At 70.4% G+C, this 18,942-nt stretch carries 12 protein-coding genes and 1 other RNA gene; 3 read left to right on the plus strand and 10 right to left on the minus strand.

Going from position 1 to position 18,942, the window contains the following annotated elements:
* Positions 1-10: 10 nt before the first annotated feature.
* The 7 genes from RALTA_RS09310 to RALTA_RS09340 form a co-directional block, all read right to left on the minus strand.
* Entirely contained in the window at positions 11-982 is a 972-nt protein-coding gene (locus tag RALTA_RS09310) for a hydroxymethylglutaryl-CoA lyase (RefSeq protein WP_012353184.1), read from the minus strand.
* Positions 979-2,175 (minus strand): CaiB/BaiF CoA transferase family protein, encoded by a 1,197-nt coding sequence (locus RALTA_RS09315; RefSeq protein ID WP_012353185.1) that lies wholly within the window; start codon positions 2,173-2,175, stop codon positions 979-981. The genes RALTA_RS09310 and RALTA_RS09315 overlap by 4 nt, the downstream gene beginning before the upstream one ends.
* A gap of 177 nt (positions 2,176-2,352) precedes the next feature.
* Entirely contained in the window at positions 2,353-3,258 is a 906-nt protein-coding gene (locus RALTA_RS09320) for a LysR substrate-binding domain-containing protein (protein ID WP_012353186.1), read from the minus strand.
* A gap of 71 nt (positions 3,259-3,329) precedes the next feature.
* Positions 3,330-3,944, minus strand: coding sequence for a recombination mediator RecR (gene recR / locus RALTA_RS09325; protein ID WP_010814257.1), 615 nt, complete (start codon positions 3,942-3,944; stop codon positions 3,330-3,332).
* A gap of 7 nt (positions 3,945-3,951) precedes the next feature.
* Positions 3,952-4,284 (minus strand): YbaB/EbfC family nucleoid-associated protein, encoded by a 333-nt coding sequence (locus tag RALTA_RS09330; protein ID WP_012353187.1) that lies wholly within the window; start codon positions 4,282-4,284, stop codon positions 3,952-3,954.
* Positions 4,285-4,347: 63 nt separating this feature from the next.
* Positions 4,348-6,657: a DNA polymerase III subunit gamma/tau gene (locus RALTA_RS09335; protein WP_012353188.1), complete on the minus strand. Its 2,310-nt coding sequence runs from the start codon at positions 6,655-6,657 to the stop codon at positions 4,348-4,350.
* A gap of 120 nt (positions 6,658-6,777) precedes the next feature.
* Positions 6,778-9,264 (minus strand): adenosylcobalamin-dependent ribonucleoside-diphosphate reductase, encoded by a 2,487-nt coding sequence (locus RALTA_RS09340; protein WP_012353189.1) that lies wholly within the window; start codon positions 9,262-9,264, stop codon positions 6,778-6,780.
* A gap of 167 nt (positions 9,265-9,431) precedes the next feature.
* Here RALTA_RS09340 and ffs point away from each other — a divergent pair.
* Positions 9,432-9,530, plus strand: an RNA gene (gene ffs / locus RALTA_RS28830) — signal recognition particle sRNA small type.
* A gap of 190 nt (positions 9,531-9,720) precedes the next feature.
* On the opposite strand, the gene RALTA_RS09345 is transcribed toward ffs, so the two are convergent.
* From RALTA_RS09345 to RALTA_RS09355, 3 genes are all read right to left on the minus strand, one after another.
* On the minus strand, positions 9,721-13,362 hold the full coding sequence (locus tag RALTA_RS09345) for a UvrD-helicase domain-containing protein (protein ID WP_012353190.1): 3,642 nt from the start codon (positions 13,360-13,362) through the stop codon (positions 9,721-9,723).
* Positions 13,359-16,232 (minus strand): PD-(D/E)XK nuclease family protein, encoded by a 2,874-nt coding sequence (locus RALTA_RS09350; protein WP_012353191.1) that lies wholly within the window; start codon positions 16,230-16,232, stop codon positions 13,359-13,361. The genes RALTA_RS09345 and RALTA_RS09350 overlap by 4 nt, the downstream gene beginning before the upstream one ends.
* 144 nt (positions 16,233-16,376) lie before the next feature.
* On the minus strand, positions 16,377-16,649 hold the full coding sequence (locus tag RALTA_RS09355; RefSeq protein WP_012353192.1) for a hypothetical protein: 273 nt from the start codon (positions 16,647-16,649) through the stop codon (positions 16,377-16,379).
* 470 nt (positions 16,650-17,119) lie between these two features.
* On the opposite strand from RALTA_RS09355, the gene trxA reads away from it, so the two are divergent.
* Both trxA and rho read left to right on the plus strand, forming a co-directional pair.
* On the plus strand, positions 17,120-17,446 hold the full coding sequence (gene trxA, locus RALTA_RS09360) for a thioredoxin TrxA (protein ID WP_010814265.1): 327 nt from the start codon (positions 17,120-17,122) through the stop codon (positions 17,444-17,446).
* 179 nt (positions 17,447-17,625) lie between these two features.
* Positions 17,626-18,888 (plus strand): transcription termination factor Rho, encoded by a 1,263-nt coding sequence (gene rho, locus RALTA_RS09365; protein ID WP_012353193.1) that lies wholly within the window; start codon positions 17,626-17,628, stop codon positions 18,886-18,888.
* The last annotated feature ends 54 nt before the right edge of the window (positions 18,889-18,942 follow it).

Raw genomic sequence — 18,942 nt, forward strand, 5'->3', positions numbered from 1 at the left:
GCGCGCAGGGCTACGCCTGCCCGGCAAAATGTTCGGCCAGCCAGGCCGGCGCCTGGTGCGTGCGCAGGCGCGGACCGGCGCTCAGCAGCTGGCTACGCAGGTCGCGGCCGACCAGCTCCGGCATGCCGGCCACCACATCGAGCAGCGCGCCGAGGTCGACGCCGGTCTGCACGCCCATGCAGTCGAACATGTGGACCAGGTCTTCGGTGCTGACGTTGCCGCTGGCACCGGGCGCGTAGGGGCATCCGCCCAGACCGCCGGCGGCCGCGTCGAAGCGCGTCACGCCGGTTTGCCAGGCGGCCACGGCATTGGCCAGGCCCATGCCGCGGGTGTTGTGCAGGTGGATGGTCAGGCCGGTGTCGGGCAGCGCGGCCTGGAAGGCTTCGCACAGCGCCGCGACCTGGTTCGGATAGGCCATGCCGGTGGTGTCGCACAGCGTGATGCCGGCCGCGCCGGCGTCGGCGAAGGCGCTGGCCAGCGCCATCACCTCGGCGGCATCGACCTCGCCCTCGAACGGGCAGCCGAATACCGTCGACAGCGACACGTTGACCGGTACGCCGGCCGGGCGTGCCTCGGCAATCATCGCCAGCAGCTGCTGCCGCGACTGCGCGCGCGTCATGCGCAGGTTGGCGCGATTGTGGGTCTCGCTGGCCGACATCACCAGGTTGACCTCGTCGGGCCGGCACGACAGCGCGCGCTCAAGCCCGCGCAGGTTGGGCACCAGCGCGGTGTAGCGCACGCCCGGCTGGCGCCGCATGCGGTGCATCAGCGCCTCGGCGTCGGCCAGCGCGGGAATGGCGCGGGCCGAGGTGAACGAGGTGGCCTCGATGCGCGCGAAGCCGCAGGCCGACAGCGCATCGACAAAGGCCACCTTGGCATCGGTCGGCACCACCACCGGTTCGATCTGCAGGCCGTCGCGCGGCGCAACTTCATTGATTTCGACGCGGGCCGGGCCGCGCAGCGGGCTGGCGGCGGCGCTCATGCGATCACCTTGCGCGCGCGCAGGTCGGCGATGGCGGCGTCGTCGAAGCCGGCCTGCTTCAGCACCGCATCGGTATGCTCGCCCAGCGCCGGCGCGCGGTCATGGATGGCGCCGGGGCTGGCCGACAGCTTGGGCACCACGCCCGGCACTTCCACGGTCAGGCCGCCGGCCGAGGTCACCGACTCGATCACGCCGCGGGCGCGGTAGTGCGGGTCTTCGGCGATGTCCTTGACGGTATAGATGCGGCCCGACGGCACCTGCGCGTCGCGCAGCACCGCCAGCGCCGACTCCACCGTCTGCGTGCGGGTCCAGTCGGCGATCGCGGCATCGATCTCGTCGACCCGCGCGACGCGGCCGTCGTTGCGCTCCAGCGCGGGATCGTCGGCCAGGTCGGCGCGGCCGATGGCAAGCATCATGCGCTTGAAGATGGCGTCGCCGTTGGCCGCCACCAGCACGTATTCGCCGCTGGCACAGGGATAGGCGTTGGACGGCGCGATCCCGGGCAGCGCGCCGCCGGCGGGCTGGCGCACCGCGCCGAACGCCGAGTATTCCGGCAGCAGGCTCTCGCTCAGGTTGAACAGCGACTCGTACAGCGCCACGTCGATCACCTGCCCTTCGCCGCCGCGCGCATCGCGCTGGTACAGCGCCAGCAGCACGCCCATGGCGCCGTGCAGGCCGGCGATGGTGTCGCCCAGCGACAGGCCAGCGCGCACCGGCGCGCGGCCGGGCTCGCCGGTCAGGTGGCGCAGGCCGGCCATGGCCTCGGCCACGGCGGCAAAGCCGGGCTCGTCCTTCTTCGGGCCGGTCTGGCCGTAGCCCGACACGCGCAGCATGATCAGGCGCGGGTTGTCGGCATGCAGCACGTCCCAGCCCAGGCCCCACTTCTCCATGGTGCCGGGGCGGAAATTCTCGATCAACACATCGGCCTCGGCGGCCAACTTGCGCACCAGCGCCTGGCCTTCCGGCTGGCGCAGGTCGATGCAGACCGATTCCTTGTTGCGCGACTGCGCCTCCCACCACACCGAGGTGCCCTCATGCAGCATGCGCCATTTGCGCAGCGGGTCGCCCTGCCCGGGCGGCTCGACCTTGATGATGTGGGCGCCAAAGTCGGCCAGGGTCTTGGCGGCAAAGGGGCCGGCGATGAGTTGTCCGAGTTCGAGGACGCGAATGCCCTCAAGGATCTGTTGCGCCATGGTTGTCTCCGTGCGGTGCGGCAGTCTTGTTGCAGTGCGGCAGCGCCATTGACTGGCTTGCCATACATTGCGTTCGGACGGAGTTTGCCCCAGCGCGGGGCCTGCCAGGAATCGGCAATCGGAGAAGCGGGCTTTCTCGGAACGCGAAAGGCCGCGTCGAGCTTCCGCATGGACGCCCTAGAACGGCGCCCGGTCTCCGCACAGATGGGTGATCAGCAGCCGCGCCGACACCGTCAGGCCGGCCGGATCGCGCAGCCCGATCAGCAGCGAGCGCCGCGCCCAGGCATCCTGCAGCGTCACCAGCGACAGCCCCATCGACTTGACGTGCGGCTCGGCCGCGATGCGCGGCAGCACGCCTACGCCCAGCCCGGCCATCACCATGCGGCACATGGCGTCGAAGCTGCGCACCTGGATGCGCAGCCGGAACGGCCGGTCCAGCCGGCTGCTCTCCTCCAGCAGGCGCGCCGCCAGCGAGGTTTCCTGCGGCAGGCTGACAAAGTCGAATTCGAGCGTGTCGGCGTAGTGCACCGGGCCGCGCGCGGCCAGCGGATGATTGGGCGGGGTGATGATGACCAGCTCGTCCTGGCGGTATTCGACCGTCATCAGGCCGGCGGCGGGCGTGCGGTCGGCAAAGATGCCGACGTCGGCACGGTTCTCGACCAGCGCGGCAACGATGTCGCGCGAGTTCTGCTCTTCCAGCTCGATGCGGATGGTCGGGTGGCGCTGCATGAACGAGGCCAGGTCATCCGGCAGGAACTGCGTGATCGCCGAGGTGTTGGCGCACACCCGCACCTGCCCGCGCACGCCCGAGGCATAGTCCGACATCACGCCGGCCATGCGCTCGACATCCTGCAGGATGGTCAGCGCATGGTGGAAGCAGGCCTGGCCGGCCTCGGTCAGCTGCACGCCGGCGGCATGGCGAAAGAACAGCGGCGCGCCGACCGCGGTTTCCAGGTCCGAAATGCGCTTGCTCGCCGCCGCCACGGCCAGGTGCGACTGGCGCGCGCCGGCCGAGATGCTGCCCTGCCGGGCCACGGCAACGAACAAGCCAAGCGTGACGAGATCGAAGCGGGCCAGGTTCATGGGGCGGACAGGAAATGGAAGCGCGCCGGTGGCGGTGGCCGGGGCAGCCACGCCGGCCGTCGCGACGGCGTTCAGAGGTTGCGGCGGTCCATCACCGCGCGCGCGATGGTGCCGGCGTCGACATACTCCAGCTCGCCGCCCACCGGCACGCCGCGCGCCAGGCGCGACACCTTGAGCCCGCGCGCCTTGAGCATCTCGCCGATGTAGTGCGCGGTGGCCTCGCCTTCGCTGGTGAAATTGGTGGCGACGATGACTTCGCCGACCGGGCCGCCCAGCTCAGGCTCGGTGGCGCGCGCCAAAAGCCGGTCCAGGTGGATCTCGCGCGGGCCGATGCCGTCCAGCGGCGAAAGCCGGCCCATCAGCACGAAATACTTGCCGCGGTAGGTCAGCGTCTGCTCGATCATGACCTGGTCGGCCGGCGTTTCGACCACGCACAGCACCGACGCGTCGCGTCGGTCGTCCAGGCAGGTCTCGCAGATCTCCTGCTCGGTGAAGGTATTGCAGCGCTGGCAGTGGCGGATATGGTCCGCCGCGCCGCGCAGCGCGTCGCCCAGCTTGCGCGCGCCCTCGCGGTCGTGCTGCAGCAGGTGGTAGGCCATGCGCTGGGCGGACTTGGGCCCGACGCCGGGCAGCACCCGCAGCGCCTCGACCAGCGCCTGCAGCGAAGTCGGCGACGACGCTTTCACAATGGCCTTAGAACGGCAGCTTGAAGCCCGGCGGCAGCGGCAGGCCGGAGGTCATCGAGCCCATCTTTTCCTGCGTGGTGGCCTCGGCCTTGCGCACGGCGTCGTTGAAGGCCGCGGCGACCAGGTCCTCGAGCAGGTCCTTGTCCTCGCCCTCGGCCAGCAGGCTGGGATCGATGGTGACGCGCTTGACGTCGTTCTTGCAGGTCATGACCACCTTGACGAGACCGGCGCCGGACTGGCCCTCGACCTCGATCTGGGCCAGCTGCTCCTGCATCTTCTTCATGTTTTCCTGCATCTGCTGGGCCTGCTTCATCAGCCCGGCGAGTTGACCTTTCATCATGATGGAATGCTCCTGGATTCGGTAAGAGTTCGGGGACGGAAATTCGGTAACACCAGGCGCCGCTCAGGCGGCGCGCGGCTGGATCGAGCCTGGCACGATCTGGCCGCCGAAGTCGCGCAGCAGCCCCTGCACGAAGGGATCGGCCTCGATCGCGGCCTCGGCCTGGCGCTGGCGTTCGGCACGGGCCTCGGCGTCGGCGGCGGCGGCGGTGACCGTGACCCCGCCGACTTCGCAGACCACGCGCACCGGCTCGCCGAAGTGGTCGCACAGCGCCTGCTGCAACCGCTCGGCGACGCCGTTCTCGCCCAGCGCCGCGACCGGGATGCGCAGGTGGAAGGTTCGCCCGACCACCTGCGTCAGTTCGCTCTGGTAGGCCAGCTGCTGCGCCAGGCCTTTCAGCGGCAGGCCAGCGGCCAGCACCGGCCACTCGCCGGTGAAGACCGGCGGCGTGCCATCCTCGCCGGCGGCGGGCGGGCGCGGTGCGACGAGCCTGGCGGATTCCGCAGACGCCGGCGCGGTCGGCACGGCAGCGCGGGCCGGCTCGGCCTCGCGCGCCGGGGCCGATGCCTGGCGCGCGGCACCGTGGCGCGGTGCCGCGGCGCGCGGTGCGGGTTCGCTGAAGCCGTAGTCGTTGTAGCCCGGATCGGTGTCATAGGGGCCGATCACCGGCAAGTCGGGCGGCAGTTCTTCCCACGGCGGCACGTCGCTGCCCCCGGCGACTTCCCAGGGCGGCACGGATTCGGGCTGGGGCCTCGCTGCCGCGGGCGCTGCCGCCAGCGCCGGAGGCTGGGGCGGCCGCTGCGCCGCCGGCCTTGCCGCCGGGGCCGGATTGGCAGCGGGCCGGCTCGCGGCCACGGCCGCGGGCGCCCGCAACGGTTGCGCCGGCGGCCGCTGTGCCGCGGCCGGCGCGGCGGGCATGGCCGGTGCCGGCGCCTTGCGGGCGCCGCCGCGGGCCGCCGAAGCCTGGCGCGCGGCGGCCAGCGCCGCGGCCGCGGGTGACATGGCGCCGCCTGCCGCGCGCGCGGGCTCGGCCGCGGCTGGCTGCGCCGGCGCGGCGGCAGGCTCGGCCACGGGCGCGGCTGGCGCAGCCGTGGGCGGCACCGCGGCTGGCACCCGAGTGGAATCGGTAATGGAGGCAGCGGGGGCAGCCGGCACGGCGGCAGCAGTCGCCGCCTGGCGTGCCTCGGCCGGTCGCGCCGCCGTCGGCATGCCGGCATGGCGCGGACGCGCGGGCGCCGCACCGCCGCCCTGCCCCGTCGTGGCAGCCGGCTCGGACGACGGCCGGAACGCCAGCATGCGCAGCAGCGTCATGGTGAAGCCGGCGTACTCATCAGGGGCCAGCGCCAGCTCGCTGCGGCCAAGGTTGGCGATCTGGTAGAACAGCTGCACTTCCTGCGCGTCGAACACGCCGGCCAGGCGCCGCACCTCGTCGGCTTCGGGCCATTCGTCCTGCACCGACGCCGGCACGGCCTGCGCCAGCGCCACCTTGTGCAGCAGCGAACCCAGGTCCTGCAGCGCGCCGGCGAACGACAAGCTGCGATCGGCCATGGCATCGGCGATCGCCAGCATGGCGGCGCCGTCCTCGGCGGCCAGCGCATCGAGCAACTGCACCAGGTAACCCTGGTCGATCGCGCCCAGCATGCCGCGCACGGCTTCCTCCGACACCTGCCCCGCGCTGTAGGCGATGGCCTGGTCGGTCAGCGACAGTGCATCGCGCATCGAGCCATGCGCGGCCTGCGCCAGCAGCCGCAGCGCGTTGCCGTCGTGGGCGATGCCTTCCTGCGCCAGGATATGGTCCAGGTGCGAGACGATATGTCCCGGCGGCATCTGCTTCAGGTTGAACTGCAGGCAGCGCGACAGCACCGTGACCGGGATCTTCTGCGGGTCGGTGGTGGCGAGGATGAACTTGACGTGCCCCGGCGGCTCTTCCAGCGTCTTCAGCATGGCGTTGAAGGCGTGGTTGGTCAGCATGTGCACTTCGTCGATCATGTAGACCTTGAAGCGCCCGGCGGTGGGAGCGTAGACGGCCTTGTCGAGCAGCTGCGCCATCTCGTCGACACCGCGGTTGGACGCGGCATCCATCTCGATGTAGTCGACGAAGCGTCCGCTGTCGATTTCCTGGCAGGCCTTGCACTGCCCGCACGGCTCGGCGGTGATGCCGCCGCTGCCGTCAGGGCCGGTGCAGTTCAGGGCCTTGGCCAGGATCCGCGACAGCGTGGTCTTGCCGACGCCGCGCGTGCCGGTGAACAGGTAGGCGTGGTGCAGCCGCTGTTGTTCCAGCGCGTGCGTGAGCGCGCGGACCACGTGCTCCTGGCCGACCAGCGTGGTGAAATCCCTGGGGCGCCATTTGCGCGCTAGAACTTGATAACTCATGGCGGCGATTGTAGCAAAAGGCGGCCCCGCTCCGGCCGGCCCGTTGCCGGCCCCGACGTCCTGATCCGGGCCCGGCGCCGGCGGCCCGCGCCGGTGGCCGCCGGCCGCCCGCGGCACGGTTCAGCCGCACTCGCCGACGTAACCGCAATTGGCGCATTTGGCGCAGCCGTCGACCTTGTGCAGGGCGTGCGCGCCACACTCCGGGCAGGGCTTGCCGGTGCCCACGCCGGGCGCGCCGGGTGGCGCGCTGGCGATGCCGGCAAGCTCCTCGCCGGCCACCAGCGCCGCTCCGCCGCCGTCGCGCTGCGCCAGCCGCGCGGCCAGCGCCGCCACCGGCACCTGGCCGCCGTCGGCGTCCAGGAAGCCGCGCTTGATCAGGATCCGCTGCAGCGCATAGCCCAGCGCCGCCACCTCGGAGTCATGGAAGCGCGGCACCTCGGTGCCGTCCTGGCGCACCAGCGTGCCGTAGCGCACCGTGCCCTTGTCCCACACCACATTGCGCATGTCGGCCAGCGCCTTGGCCACCGAACCGCCCGAGCGCGCCACCATCGACAACAGCCGCATGGTCGAGGTGATCCATTGCTGGCCCTCGCTGCGCTGCCCCGCCGGCATGAAGAACTCCACCGGGCGCTCGATCTCCACCGGCTTGCCTTCGACCACGCCGGCGACGCGCATGAAGTTCACGGTCAGGTAGACGGTCTTGTGGCCCTCGTAGGTCAGGTATTCGACCTTGGACGTCACTCCCTCCAGGTCGCCCACCGGCCGGCTGCCGAACGGGCGCACCAGCGGGTTGTCGTCGGCCGCAGGCGCCGCCGGCGCGGCGGGTGCCTCCACCGACAGCACGGCCCCCAGGACCGAGTTCGGCCGGTAGGTCGCCAGCCCCTTCAGCCCGGCCTTCCAGGCTTCCAGGTACAGGTTGCGGAAGGCTTCGTACGGATAGTCCTCCGGCACGTTGACAGTCTTGCTGATGCTGGTGTCGATATACGGCTGCACCGCTTCGAGCATCCGCATATGGTCCAGCGCCGACATCTGCAGCGCGGTGACGAACGCCTCCGGCAACTGCGCCATGTCGGCCCCCATGTGACGGTAGAGCCGCCAGGCATGGTCCGCCACCTCGAAGCTGCGATAGCTGTTGTCCGGCATGCGCTTCCTGCGGTTGTAGGTCCACGAGAAGGCGGGTTCGATGCCGTTCGACGCATTGTCGGCAAAGGCCAGCGTGATGGTGCCGGTGGGCGCGATCGACAGCAGGTGGGAGTTGCGCAGCCCATGGCGGCCGATGGCCTCGCGCACGGTCTGCGGCAGCCGGCTGGCGAAGCCGCTGCGCAGGTAGGCCTCGGCATCGAACAAGGGGAAGGCGCCCTTCTGCGTCGCCAGTTCGGTCGATGCCAGGTAGGCCTCGTCGCGCATGCGTTCCGAGATCCGCGCCGCCAGCTGCCGCGCCGGCTCGGTGTCGTAGCGCAGCCCCAGCATCACCAGCGCGCTGCCCAGCCCCAGGAAGCCCAGCCCGACGCGGCGCTTGGCGTGGGCCTCGGCCTGCTGTTCGGGCAACGGCCAGAAGGTCACGTCGAGCACGTTGTCGAGCATGCGCGTCGCCACGCGCACCACCTCGGCGAAGGCGTCGAAGTCGAACGCCGCCTGCGGCGTGAACGGCTGGCGCACGAAGCGGGTCAGGTTGATCGAACCCAGGCAGCAGCAGCCATAGGATGGCAGCGGCTGCTCGGCGCACGGGTTGGTGGCCTCGATGCGCTCGCAGTAATAGAGGTTGTTGTCCGCGTTGATCTGCGACAGGAACAGGATGCCCGGCTCCGCATGATCATAGGTGGCCTGCATGACCTGGTCCCACAGGTTGCGCGCCGGCACGCGCCGGTACACCCACTGCCCGTCGTCGCGGCGGTACGCGCCGGCGGCGATCATGTCCGCGCCCGGCTCGGCCTCGTGCACCAGCTCGACCTCGGCGTCGGCCTGCACCGCCTGCATGAAGTCGTCAGTGACGCCGATGGAGATGTTGAAGTTGCTGAGCTCGCCCTTGTCCTTGGCGTGGATGAAGCTCTCGATATCGGGATGGTCGCAGCGCAGTACGCCCATCTGCGCACCGCGGCGCGCGCCCGCTGATTCCACCGTGGCGCACGAGGCGTCGAACACCTTCATGAACGACACCGGCCCCGACGCGCGCGAATGCGTGGCCCGCACCAGCGCCCCGGCCGGGCGGATCGCCGAGAAGTCATAGCCCACGCCGCCGCCGCGGCGCATGGTTTCGGCGGCTTGCGCCACGGCGGTGTAGATGCTGGGGCGCCCATCGCGCGGCTCCGACACCGAATCGCCCACCGGCTGCACGAAGCAGTTGATCAGCGTCGCCTGGATGCCGGTGCCCGCTGCCGAATTGATGCGCCCGGCCGGCACGAAGCCGTTTTCCTGGGCCCACAGGAAGCGCGCGCTCCAGGCCTCGCGCTGGTCCTCGGGCTCGGCCTGCGCCAGCGCGCGCGCCACGCGCTGCCTGACATCGGCAATGCTGCGCTCTTCGCCCTTGGCGTATTTCTCGAGCAGGACTTCGGTGGAGATTTCCTGCGGCGCCAGCGCGCCGCGAATGATCTGGTCGTTTGCGTTCATGTATTGGCTCACCACGTGTGCGGGTTGGTGAATGGTCGGGCCAGCGCGGCACGCATTGCCTGCGCCAGATCAACCCGGCGCCATGGCGCGGGCAATGACCCGCGCCCGCCAAGGGCATTCGATGCAAATTCTGCGCGCGCCCGCGCTCTGGGGTACAATGCCGCTCGGACGGGCCTCCTCGCATGGTGGCGCGGTCAACCTGGTCAGGTCGGGAACGAAGCAGCCACAGCCGTTTTCCGCCAGTGCCGAGGGTCAGGCTCGTCCACCTTACACTTCCCTTCCGCAGTATCCCTTTCCGCTGTACCCCTTCCGCTTCCCTGCAGCCTGTCTGTCACTCGCGCCAGCGGCCCGCAGCGCAGTCCCTGTCACTTTAGTACAGCCAGGCCGCCACCGCGCGCGCCATGCGCCCCATTTTGCGCCGATTCCGCTGCCCTTGCCGGCGCGTCGCGCCAGCCTTCAGAACAGCGAACCCTGTTGCGGAACCGGCGGAGCCAGGCGCTCGGCGGGAATCCATTCGCCCTCTGCGGTGGCCACGCCCGCCTCGACGCGCTTGCCCGGGAACATCGGCGCGATCGCCGCCGCGTAGCGTCCCAGCTGCGCGCGATAGGCCGCGTGCTCCTGCGGCAGCAAGCGCAGCTTGTAGTCGATGATGACGACGCGCTCGTCGAATTCGACCAGCCGGTCGATACGCAACAGCCGGCCACGCGCGTCATACAGTTCGACCTCGTTGCGCGCGCTGCACGCATCCCCCGCGGCCAATAGCGGCGCCAGCACCGGCGCGCGCAGCATCGTGGCCACTGCCGCCAGCGCCTCTTCCACTTGCTGCCGCCAGGCCGAACGGGCCGCCGTGGTGTGCGCGCCAGTCAGGGGGAACCACCGCAATACGGTATCGATCGCAGGCACGCCGGCAAAGGCCCCGGGATAGCGCGTCAGCCGCTCCAGCAGCGCGTGCACCAGTTCGCCATGGCGGGCCGCGGCGGCGTTGAAGACGATGCCGTCGGAGTCGTCCGGAGCTTGCGCGTCGTCGTCGGCAATGCCGGCCTGCCGCGCATCGTCGATGGCGTCGCGGTAGCGCAGCCGGAAGTCGGTGAAGCGCACCGGCTCGCTGAGTCGCGCGGGAAGCAATGCTTGCGCATCGGCCGCATCGCCCCGGGCATCGGGATAGGCCGGCACCATTTCGCCGACGCCCGCGGCCTGCAGCCGCACATACCAGCTGCCGGCGATCTCGGCATTGCCTTCGCCGGCGCTGCCGCGGCTGGCACGCCCCTTGACGCCGCTGACCAGCAGGCCCTGCTGCGCGCGCGTCATGGCCACGTACAGCAGGTTCCAGTTCTCGCGCTCGCCCAGCGCCGCCTCGGCTTCGAACAGCGGCGCGCGCGCCAGCCCGCGCTCGCTGCGCTTGCCGTACGCGGAGAAATGGCGCGGCACCGGCGACGACGGCGGCCAGTCGACCAGGATGCCGCCGCGGTCCGCGGCCGGCTCGCTGTGGTTGGCATCGAGCAGCACCACGAACGGCGCTTCCAGTCCCTTGGCGGCATGCACGGTCAGGATATGGACCGCATCGAGGCCGGCGTAGGCCGGATCGTCCCCGGCCGGCTCGAGGTCTTCGGCGTGATCGCCCATGCCGCCTTCGTCGGGACTCTCGCCTTCGTCGCCGCGACGGATTTCCTGCAGCTCGTCGATAAACTTGGGCAGGCTCGGATAACGCCCGCCGTCGAGGTCCAGCGACAGCTTGAGGAAGGCATCGAGGTTGGCCAGCACCTGTTCGCGGATATCCGGCGGCGCGGCCTCGGCGTAGCGGCGCCGCACCTCGCCGCCGTGGAAGATCTGGTCGATCAGGTCATGCACCGGCTGGTGCGGCGCGACCCGCAGCCACTGCCGCAGCCGCGGCACGCCTTCGCGCAGCGCGTCGGAAACCTGCGCCGGCAGCCCGGCGGCCTCGATGCGCGCCCACCAGCCGCCCTCGCCCTCCATTTGCGCGAGGGCCAGCAGGTCATCGTCAGTGGCGCCCACCAGCGGGCTTTTCAGTACGTGCGCCAGGTCCAGGTCCGACTCGGGCGTCATCAGGAACGCCAGCAACGCCGACAGGTCCAGCGCCTCGAGCGTGGCCAGCAGGCCGCCGCGGCGCGGGCTCAGGCACGGGATGCCGGCCTCGCGCAGGGCGCGCTCGTAGTCGGCCAGATGGGTCTTGCGGCGCACCAGCAAGTGCATGTCGCTCCAGCGCGCGGGCCGCTGCGTGCTGCCTTCGTGTACCGGCACGGTATCGCGCACCAGCCGCAGCCACGCCGCCACGCGCCGCCCTTCTTCGAGCCGCAGCGAATCGCCAGCCTGCCGGCGCGGCTGCAGCAGCGTGTCGCGATGCGCGGAGTCGGCGTTGGCCGGTTCGCCATTGGCATCCGCCGCCACGCTCTCATCGGCATGATCAGCGTGATCGGCGTCATCGGCGTCATCGGCTTCATCGGGCTCCACCAGCGGCAGCAACCACACCGGCCCGCCGCAGCCGCCCAGTGCCGTGGTCTGGGTCGAGTACAGCGGATAGCGGCCCTCGGCGCGCGCGCTGTCGAACACGGCGTTGACCCAGTCCAGCACCTCGGCGCGATTGCGCCGGGTCCGGTTGGTGCGCAGCACGGTGGCGCCGAAGGCATCGCGCAGCATCTCGCCGGCGGCGCCAAAGAGCCTGGCGTCGGCGCGGCGGAAGCGGTAGATCGATTGCTTGGGATCGCCCACCAGGAACACCGTCGGGCGCTCGCCGAGCCCCGCATAGCCGGCCAGCCAGCCCTGCAGGATGCGCCATTGCAGCGGGTTGGTGTCCTGGAACTCGTCGAGCAGCAGGTGGCGGTAGCGCGCGTCGAGCCGCACCTGCAGGTAGGTGGCGGTTTCCTCGTCCGACATCAGCCGCGCGGCCTGCCATTCGAGGTCGGCGAAATCCATCGCGCGCTGCTCGTCCTTGTGCTGCTGGTAGCGCGTCAGCAGCGCATCGCCGATGCGGAACAGGGCCTGGTTGATCGCCAGCACCGCGGCTTCGCAGCAGCGCGCGCTGATCTCGTCGAGCATCGCGCAGATCGCGGCATGCTCGTCCAGCAGCGCATCGACCATGCCCTCGCCGCCCGCGGCCCTGGCCAGTGCCGCGGTGCGCCGCAGCGAGCGCGGCCCGCCGGTGGTAGTGAAGAACGCGGCGCGCAACTGCGCGAACACGCGTTCAGCTGGCTTGCCCGGCACGGCGCCGGCTTCGCGCCAGGCGGCGATCGCCATCAGCGCCTCGGTGATGCGGCCGGCATGGGCCTGCTCGCTCCTGCCCGCCGCGCCCAGCCGCGCCGCCAGCGCTTCGCACGCATCGCGCCAGCCTTCATCGGCCAGCGCCTGCAGCAGCACGTCGCCCTGCGCGTCCTCGCCCAGGCAATCGGACAGCGCCTGCAGCGGGTCGCCGCCCTCGCGCATCGCCCACCATTCGCTGCGGGCGTGGAACATCGCGTCGAGCAGCGCGCGCGCCTGGAAATCGCCCACGGTATCGACCAGCGTTTCCCATGCGGCGCGCAGCTCGGCGTAAGGCGGCGTGGCCAGCGCGCGCCACACCGGCGCCCAGGCCTCGCGCTTCATGCGCAGCGCGTCTTCGCGCAGCGCCGCGCCCGGCACGATGCCAGACGCCAGCGGCGCGCCGCGCAGCAGCGTGCCGAACCAGCCGTGGAAGGTGTCGATCGCCATGCGCCCCGGCGCGGCCAGCACCTGCGCATGCAGCCGCCGCGCGCGCGGCAGCGCCTCGCGCGCGGCATCAGCGCAGAGGCCGCGCTGCACCAGCGCTGCGATCACGTCGTCGTCGCTGTCGCGCGCCAACTGCGCCAGCACTTCGAGCAGGCGGTCGCGCATTTCTTCGGCGGCCTTGCGCGTAAAGGTGATCGCCAGGATTTCGTGCGGTGCCGCGCCGGCCAGCAGCAGGCGCACCAGGCGCGCCACCAGCAGCCAGGTCTTGCCGCTGCCGGCGCAGGCTTCAACGACCACCGAACGCGCCGGATCGCAGGCCGCGCGCGTGAATTCCGCTTCGGAAACCGGCGCGCCATCGCGCTGGTAAGGCTGGACGTCGTGCAGATCGTGAGGCGTCATGATGTCAGCGCCGGCACGGCGGTGGAGTCCCAGAAGCCCTTGCGGCACAGGCCGCGGGCGGTGCAATACACGCAGGCCGAGGCATCGCCGAAGGCCGGCAGCCTGGCGCCCTGGCGCAGCCGCATGACGTCGTCGCGCATCTGGCGTTCCAGCCAGGTGACCGCGGCCTCGAAGTCGGGCAGCCCGACCTCGCGCTGCGCCGCCGGCGCGCCCTCGCGCGCGCCTTCCAGCGAGACCCAGCTGCCGGCCGCGGCATCGGCGCGCAGCAGGCCGTAGAACGGCAGCTGGCAGTCTTCCTCGACCTCGGCCAGCTTGCGCTTCAGGCGAGTGGCGCTCTGGGTCTTGTAGTCCAGCACGGCATGCGCGCCGCCGGGACCCTGGTCGAGCCGGTCGATGCGCCCGGTCAGGCGCAGCGGCTGGCCGTCCGGCATCGGCAGGTCGATGCCGGCGTCGATTTCGCCGCCACGCCAGAACCAGCCCTCGGCCTCGCGCGCGGACTGCCACGCGACATACGACGGCAGCACCTCGCGCCAGCGCCGGTAGTAGGCAATGGCGTTGCCGTCCTCGGCCATCAGCGCGCCGAAGACCTCGTCGGAGATCTCGCCCAGGCGCGCCAAGCGCTGGTCGTCGGACAGCGTCTCGCCGCGCTCGCGCCGCGCGTGCAGTTCCTTGTGGTAGGTCAGCAGCACGCGATGAAGGGTCTCGCCGATATCGCGCTTCTCCAGCTCGTCGCTGACCGTCTCCAGCCCGGCCAGCCCCAGCATGCGGCCGGCGAAGAACTGGTAGGGGCAGCGGCGCAGCATGTTGTACGCCTGCGCGCTCCAGCGCACGGGCACCAGTGCGGGTTCGGCCGCCGGGGCCGGCATGCCGCGCACATCGGCGAAGGTCTCGTGCGCCTGCGGCGTGGCGGCGCCTTCGATGCTGACCCCGGCGCGCGCGCAGCACGCCGCCAGCCGCTCGATCCAGCCCGACACGTGGTGCGGCTCGCCGCGGCTGCCGTAGCGCTGCCAGGTCAGCACCACGTCGTCGTTGTTCAGCAGCACCTCGGCCAGGTCGCGCGCCTGTTGCGCGAAGCGTGCCTCGCGGTCTTCCAGGTCGAGCTCGCGCCGCATCTGGTTGGAGAAGAACATCAGCTCGGCGGCACTGGACGGCAACTGGGCGTCGTCGCAGCCGACAATCACCACGCCCTCGAAGCGTCGCATGCGCGCGCCGTTCAGCGGCAGGATGGTGATGCGCGCGGGCCCGCTGGCCGAGGGCTCCTTGTAGGCGACCGACTCCAGCAGCGCCGACAGCATCGCGCGGAACTCGCCCTGCGACAGCGTGGCGTGGCCGCCGGTCTCGTCGCGCGGCAGCTCCTGCAGCCGCGCCAGTGCATCGAGCAGCTGGCTGCCGGCGTCGTCGGCGGCCAGCGCGGCGCGCATGCCGAGGCCATCCAGCATGCCGTCGAGCCGCTCCAGCCACGTCGCCAGCGGATGCTGGGCGAAACCGCGCGGCCAGCGCGCGGCCTCGTCGGCGAGCACGGTGATCAGGCCATGGGCCGCGCGGCGCGGCGCCTGGTCGGCATCCTCGCCGTCGCCGGCGTCCTGCAGCGTGCTTGCCGGCGCGTGCGCGAACAGCTGGCGCAGCCTGGCCCAGCCCCCGGTAATGCCCTCGCGCCGCACCTGGTGCTCGAGCAGCGCGATGGCCGCGCCGCGCGCGGCGACATCGGGCAGGCAGAACGGGCTCTTGAGCAGGTCGAGCAACGCCGCGGTATCGCCATCGCGCAGCAGCAGGTCGAACCAGCGCATCAGCGCCGCGGCGGCGCGCGTCGTGGAGAGCTTCCAGCCGGTCTCGTCGCGCACCGGCGCGCCGGCGCGGGCCAGCAGCGCGCGCGCGCGGCGCGCCACCACGCGATCGTGCGCGACCAGCGCCACCTGGCGGCGGCCCGCATTGAGCCACTGCACCAGCTGCGCCGCCGCGGCGGCAGCTTCATCCTCGAAGCGGGCACAGCCAATCACGCGGACCGACGGACGCCGCGGCGGCAGCGCGGGCATCGCTGGCGGCGCCGCCTGGACCGCCGATTCGTCGTCGCCGGCAATCCTGGCTTCCGGCCACAGCGCCAGCAGCGCGTGGTACCAACCGGCATCGCCGTCGTCCTGACCACTCCAGTCATAGCCGACGCGAAGCACCGGCACCAGTTCGGCGGCATCGCGCAGGAACGCGGCTTCGAGCGGCGTGGGCGGCGTCGGCGCGATCCAGATCACCGGACCGCGCAATTGCTGCGACAGTTCGCGCAGCGCGCGGCGCCTGGCCGGCAGCGGATCGTCGGGCCCGGACAGCGCCTGCCAGAACGCCAGCACGATGCGCGCCTCTTCGCCGAGGAAACGCTCCGACAGATGCGAATAGGTCCGCGCCAGCGCGCCTTGCAGCAGTCCCGCGCGATCGTCGCCGTCGATCTCGTCGTCGTCGCGGATGGCGGCGTCTTCGAGCCAGCGCGCGCTGAGCTCGTCGCAGATCGCCAGCAGTGTCTGCGACAGGCCCCATGCCGCGGTTTCGTTCTGCGCGCCGAAGGCGCGGCGCAGCCAGTCCTGGCCGCGCACCGCCTGCTGCACGGCGAGCAGGCGCGCAGCCGGGCTGCGCACCGGGGCGCCTTCGGGCGGCAGGTCGAGCAGCCAGTGGCCCAGCGTCAGCACACGCGGCAACAGCCGCGGGCGCCCGGCCGCCCGGGCCGCGGCGTCCAGCGCCTGGCGCCCGCCAGGAATCTGCGCGGCAGTCGGCACGACCACGTGCGCGCCCGCCTCGGGCGCGCCGCAGCGGTCGAGGAAATACCAGGCAGCCGTGGCCGCCTGCTCGAGAAAATCAGGGCCGGGGCGAAAACTAAGCGACGTCATGGGCCGTCATTGAGGCGTTGGCCGCAAGGCTGCGGAACGGCGTCGATCGGAAACGCATCAGGAAGCAAGGCAACAATGGCGCGGCGCCGCCAGCCGGCGCGTCCGGCGGCGGGGGCACCGCGGTACGGGAACAGCCCCGCCGCTTCAGTCAGAACCGCCTTCCAGGCGGGCGCGGATTTCGCGCGCGGTTTCGAGCAGCCCTTCGTAGCCGGAGCGCGCATGTTCGGGCAGGTCGGGATCGCCCACCAGCGTGCCGAGCGTTTCGATGATGCTGTAGACCAGGCCGCGGGCGGCGCCGCTGGCAATGCTGTTGGTCTCCACGGCGCTGCTGAGATGGTCCAGCGCATCGCTCAGGTGGTCGACGTCCGGCGCCTGGCCGGGCTCGGGCTGCGAAGGCTTGCGGGGATCGGTGTTCATGTCGATGACCTAGTCAGGGGCGCAGGGTGCATGGATGGTGCGCCGCGAGTCGCCCACCGGGCGCCGTGCGAACCGCTTCTATTCTACGCGCACGCGGTACGCGTCCGGCACCGCGGCGCGCATAAGTGCATTCTATGACACCCCCCGCCTCCTGACCTCGGCGATTGGGTAAAACTCTCGCCGCCATTGAAAATAAGCATTTCAATGAATTAAACCTTTGCACCAGAATGACGGCATTGTTTGCGGGCCCGAACTCCCATGTTTTGCCCGGGCTTGCCGGATGTGCCGGCGGCCGGTCTTGAAAATCGGCAAACTGGTAACATATCGTCAGCACCGGGCGCGGTAGCGGCCTCCACCGCCTGCTTCAGGCGCAAAGAGGCGGCCCGACGGGTCCGCGCAATCTCGTGTAAGGTAACGGTTCGGCCGTCCAGCCTTCAACATAAACAGAGCGAAACCAGAGGTTTTCCGCCATGAGCGAACAAATCAAGTATGTGAGCGACGCCTCGTTCGACGCTGACGTCCTCCAGTCCGACAAGCCCGTCCTGCTCGATTTCTGGGCGGAATGGTGCGGCCCCTGCAAGATGATCGCGCCGATTCTGGACGAAGTCGCCAAGGACTACGGCGACAAGCTGCAGATCGCCAAGATCAATGTCGATGAAAACCAGCAAGTGCCGGCCAAGTTCGGCATCCGCGGCATCCCGACGCTGATCCTGTTCAAGAACGGCGCGGTCGCGGCCCAGAAGGTCGGCGCGCTGTCGAAGTCGCAACTGACTGCCTTCCTCGACGGCAACCTGTAAGCTGCGCGCCGGGACCCGACCCACGGTCCCGGTTTCGTCACGATCCGACGTGCGTGCGCCACACCCTGGCGCGCCGGTCGGATTGTGCTAAGATGCCACCAACAACTCCCCGAGCGTTCGCTCATTTCTCCCCCTTCCTTTAGGTCTCGCCCGTCCGGGCCCATCTGTACCCCTCGTCTATGCACCTGACAGAACTCAAATCGCTTCACGTGTCTGCGCTTCTCGAAATGGCGGCTACGCTCGAGATCGACAACGCACAGCGGATGCGCAAACAAGAACTGATGTTTGCGATCCTGAAGAAGCGCGCCAAGATGGGCGAAACCATCTACGGAGACGGCACCCTGGAAGTTCTGCCTGACGGCTTCGGTTTCCTGCGCTCGCCCGAGACCTCCTACCTGGCCAGCACGGACGACATCTACATCAGCCCGTCGCAGATCCGCCGCTTCAACCTGCACACCGGCGATTCGATCGAGGGCGAGGTGCGCACGCCCAAGGACGGCGAACGCTATTTCGCGCTGGTGAAGGTGGACAAGGTCAACGGCCAGGCGCCCGAAGCGGTCAAGAACCGCATCATGTTCGAGAACCTGACGCCGCTGCATCCGAACCGGCCGCTCACGCTCGAACGTGACATCAAGGCCGAAGAGAACATCACCGGCCGCATCATCGACATGATCGCGCCGATCGGCCGCGGCCAGCGCGCGCTGCTGGTGGCGTCGCCCAAGTCCGGCAAGACCGTGATGCTGCAGCATATTGCGCACGCGATCGCCAACAATCATCCGGAAGCCGACCTGTTCGTGCTGCTGATCGACGAGCGTCCGGAAGAAGTGACCGAGATGCAGCGCTCGGTGCGCGGCGAGGTGGTCGCCTCCACCTTCGACGAACCGGCCATCCGCCACGTCCAGGTCGCCGAGATGGTGATCGAGAAAGCCAAGCGCCTGGTCGAGCTGAAGCGCGATGTGGTGATCCTGCTGGACTCGATCACCCGCCTGGCGCGCGCCTACAACACGGTGGTGCCGGCCTCGGGCAAGGTGCTGACCGGCGGTGTCGACGCCAACGCGCTGCAGCGCCCCAAGCGCTTCTTCGGCGCCGCGCGCAACCTGGAGGAAGGCGGCTCGCTGACCATCATCGCCACCGCGCTGATCGAGACCGGCAGCCGCATGGACGACGTGATCTACGAAGAGTTCAAGGGCACCGGCAACATGGAAGTGCACCTGGAACGCCGCCTGGCCGAAAAGCGCGTCTACCCTTCGATCAACCTGAACAAGTCCGGCACGCGCCGCGAAGAACTGCTGATCAAGCCGGACATCCTGCAGAAGATCTGGGTGCTGCGCAAGTTCATCTCCGACATGGACGAAGTGCAGGCGATGGAATTCATCATGGACAAGATGAAGGCCACCAAGAACAACGCCGAGTTTTTCGATATGATGCGCCGAGGCGGCTAAGCCTCGCTGCGGCCGTGCCGCAACGCAGACACAAGGGCGTGCCGCGGCACGCCT

This window comes from Cupriavidus taiwanensis LMG 19424, assembly GCF_000069785.1.
Lineage (GTDB): Bacteria > Pseudomonadota > Gammaproteobacteria > Burkholderiales > Burkholderiaceae > Cupriavidus > Cupriavidus taiwanensis.

Bases quoted from the DNA above. Each gene is read 5' to 3' on its own strand.
- RALTA_RS09350 (WP_012353191.1), bottom strand. From the start codon at position 16,232: ATGACGTCGCTTAGTTTTCGCCCCGGCCCTGATTTTCTCGAGCAGGCG.
- RALTA_RS09320 (WP_012353186.1), bottom strand. From the start codon at position 3,258: ATGAACCTGGCCCGCTTCGATCTCGTCACGCTTGGCTTGTTCGTTGCC.
- trxA (WP_010814265.1), top strand. From the start codon at position 17,120: ATGAGCGAACAAATCAAGTATGTGAGCGACGCCTCGTTCGACGCTGAC.
- RALTA_RS09310 (WP_012353184.1), bottom strand. From the start codon at position 982: ATGAGCGCCGCCGCCAGCCCGCTGCGCGGCCCGGCCCGCGTCGAAATC.
- RALTA_RS09335 (WP_012353188.1), bottom strand. From the start codon at position 6,657: ATGAGTTATCAAGTTCTAGCGCGCAAATGGCGCCCCAGGGATTTCACC.
- RALTA_RS09345 (WP_012353190.1), bottom strand. From the start codon at position 13,362: ATGACGCCTCACGATCTGCACGACGTCCAGCCTTACCAGCGCGATGGC.
- RALTA_RS09355 (WP_012353192.1), bottom strand. From the start codon at position 16,649: ATGAACACCGATCCCCGCAAGCCTTCGCAGCCCGAGCCCGGCCAGGCG.
- RALTA_RS09315 (WP_012353185.1), bottom strand. From the start codon at position 2,175: ATGGCGCAACAGATCCTTGAGGGCATTCGCGTCCTCGAACTCGGACAA.
- RALTA_RS09340 (WP_012353189.1), bottom strand. From the start codon at position 9,264: ATGAACGCAAACGACCAGATCATTCGCGGCGCGCTGGCGCCGCAGGAA.
- rho (WP_012353193.1), top strand. From the start codon at position 17,626: ATGCACCTGACAGAACTCAAATCGCTTCACGTGTCTGCGCTTCTCGAA.
- RALTA_RS09330 (WP_012353187.1), bottom strand. From the start codon at position 4,284: ATGATGAAAGGTCAACTCGCCGGGCTGATGAAGCAGGCCCAGCAGATG.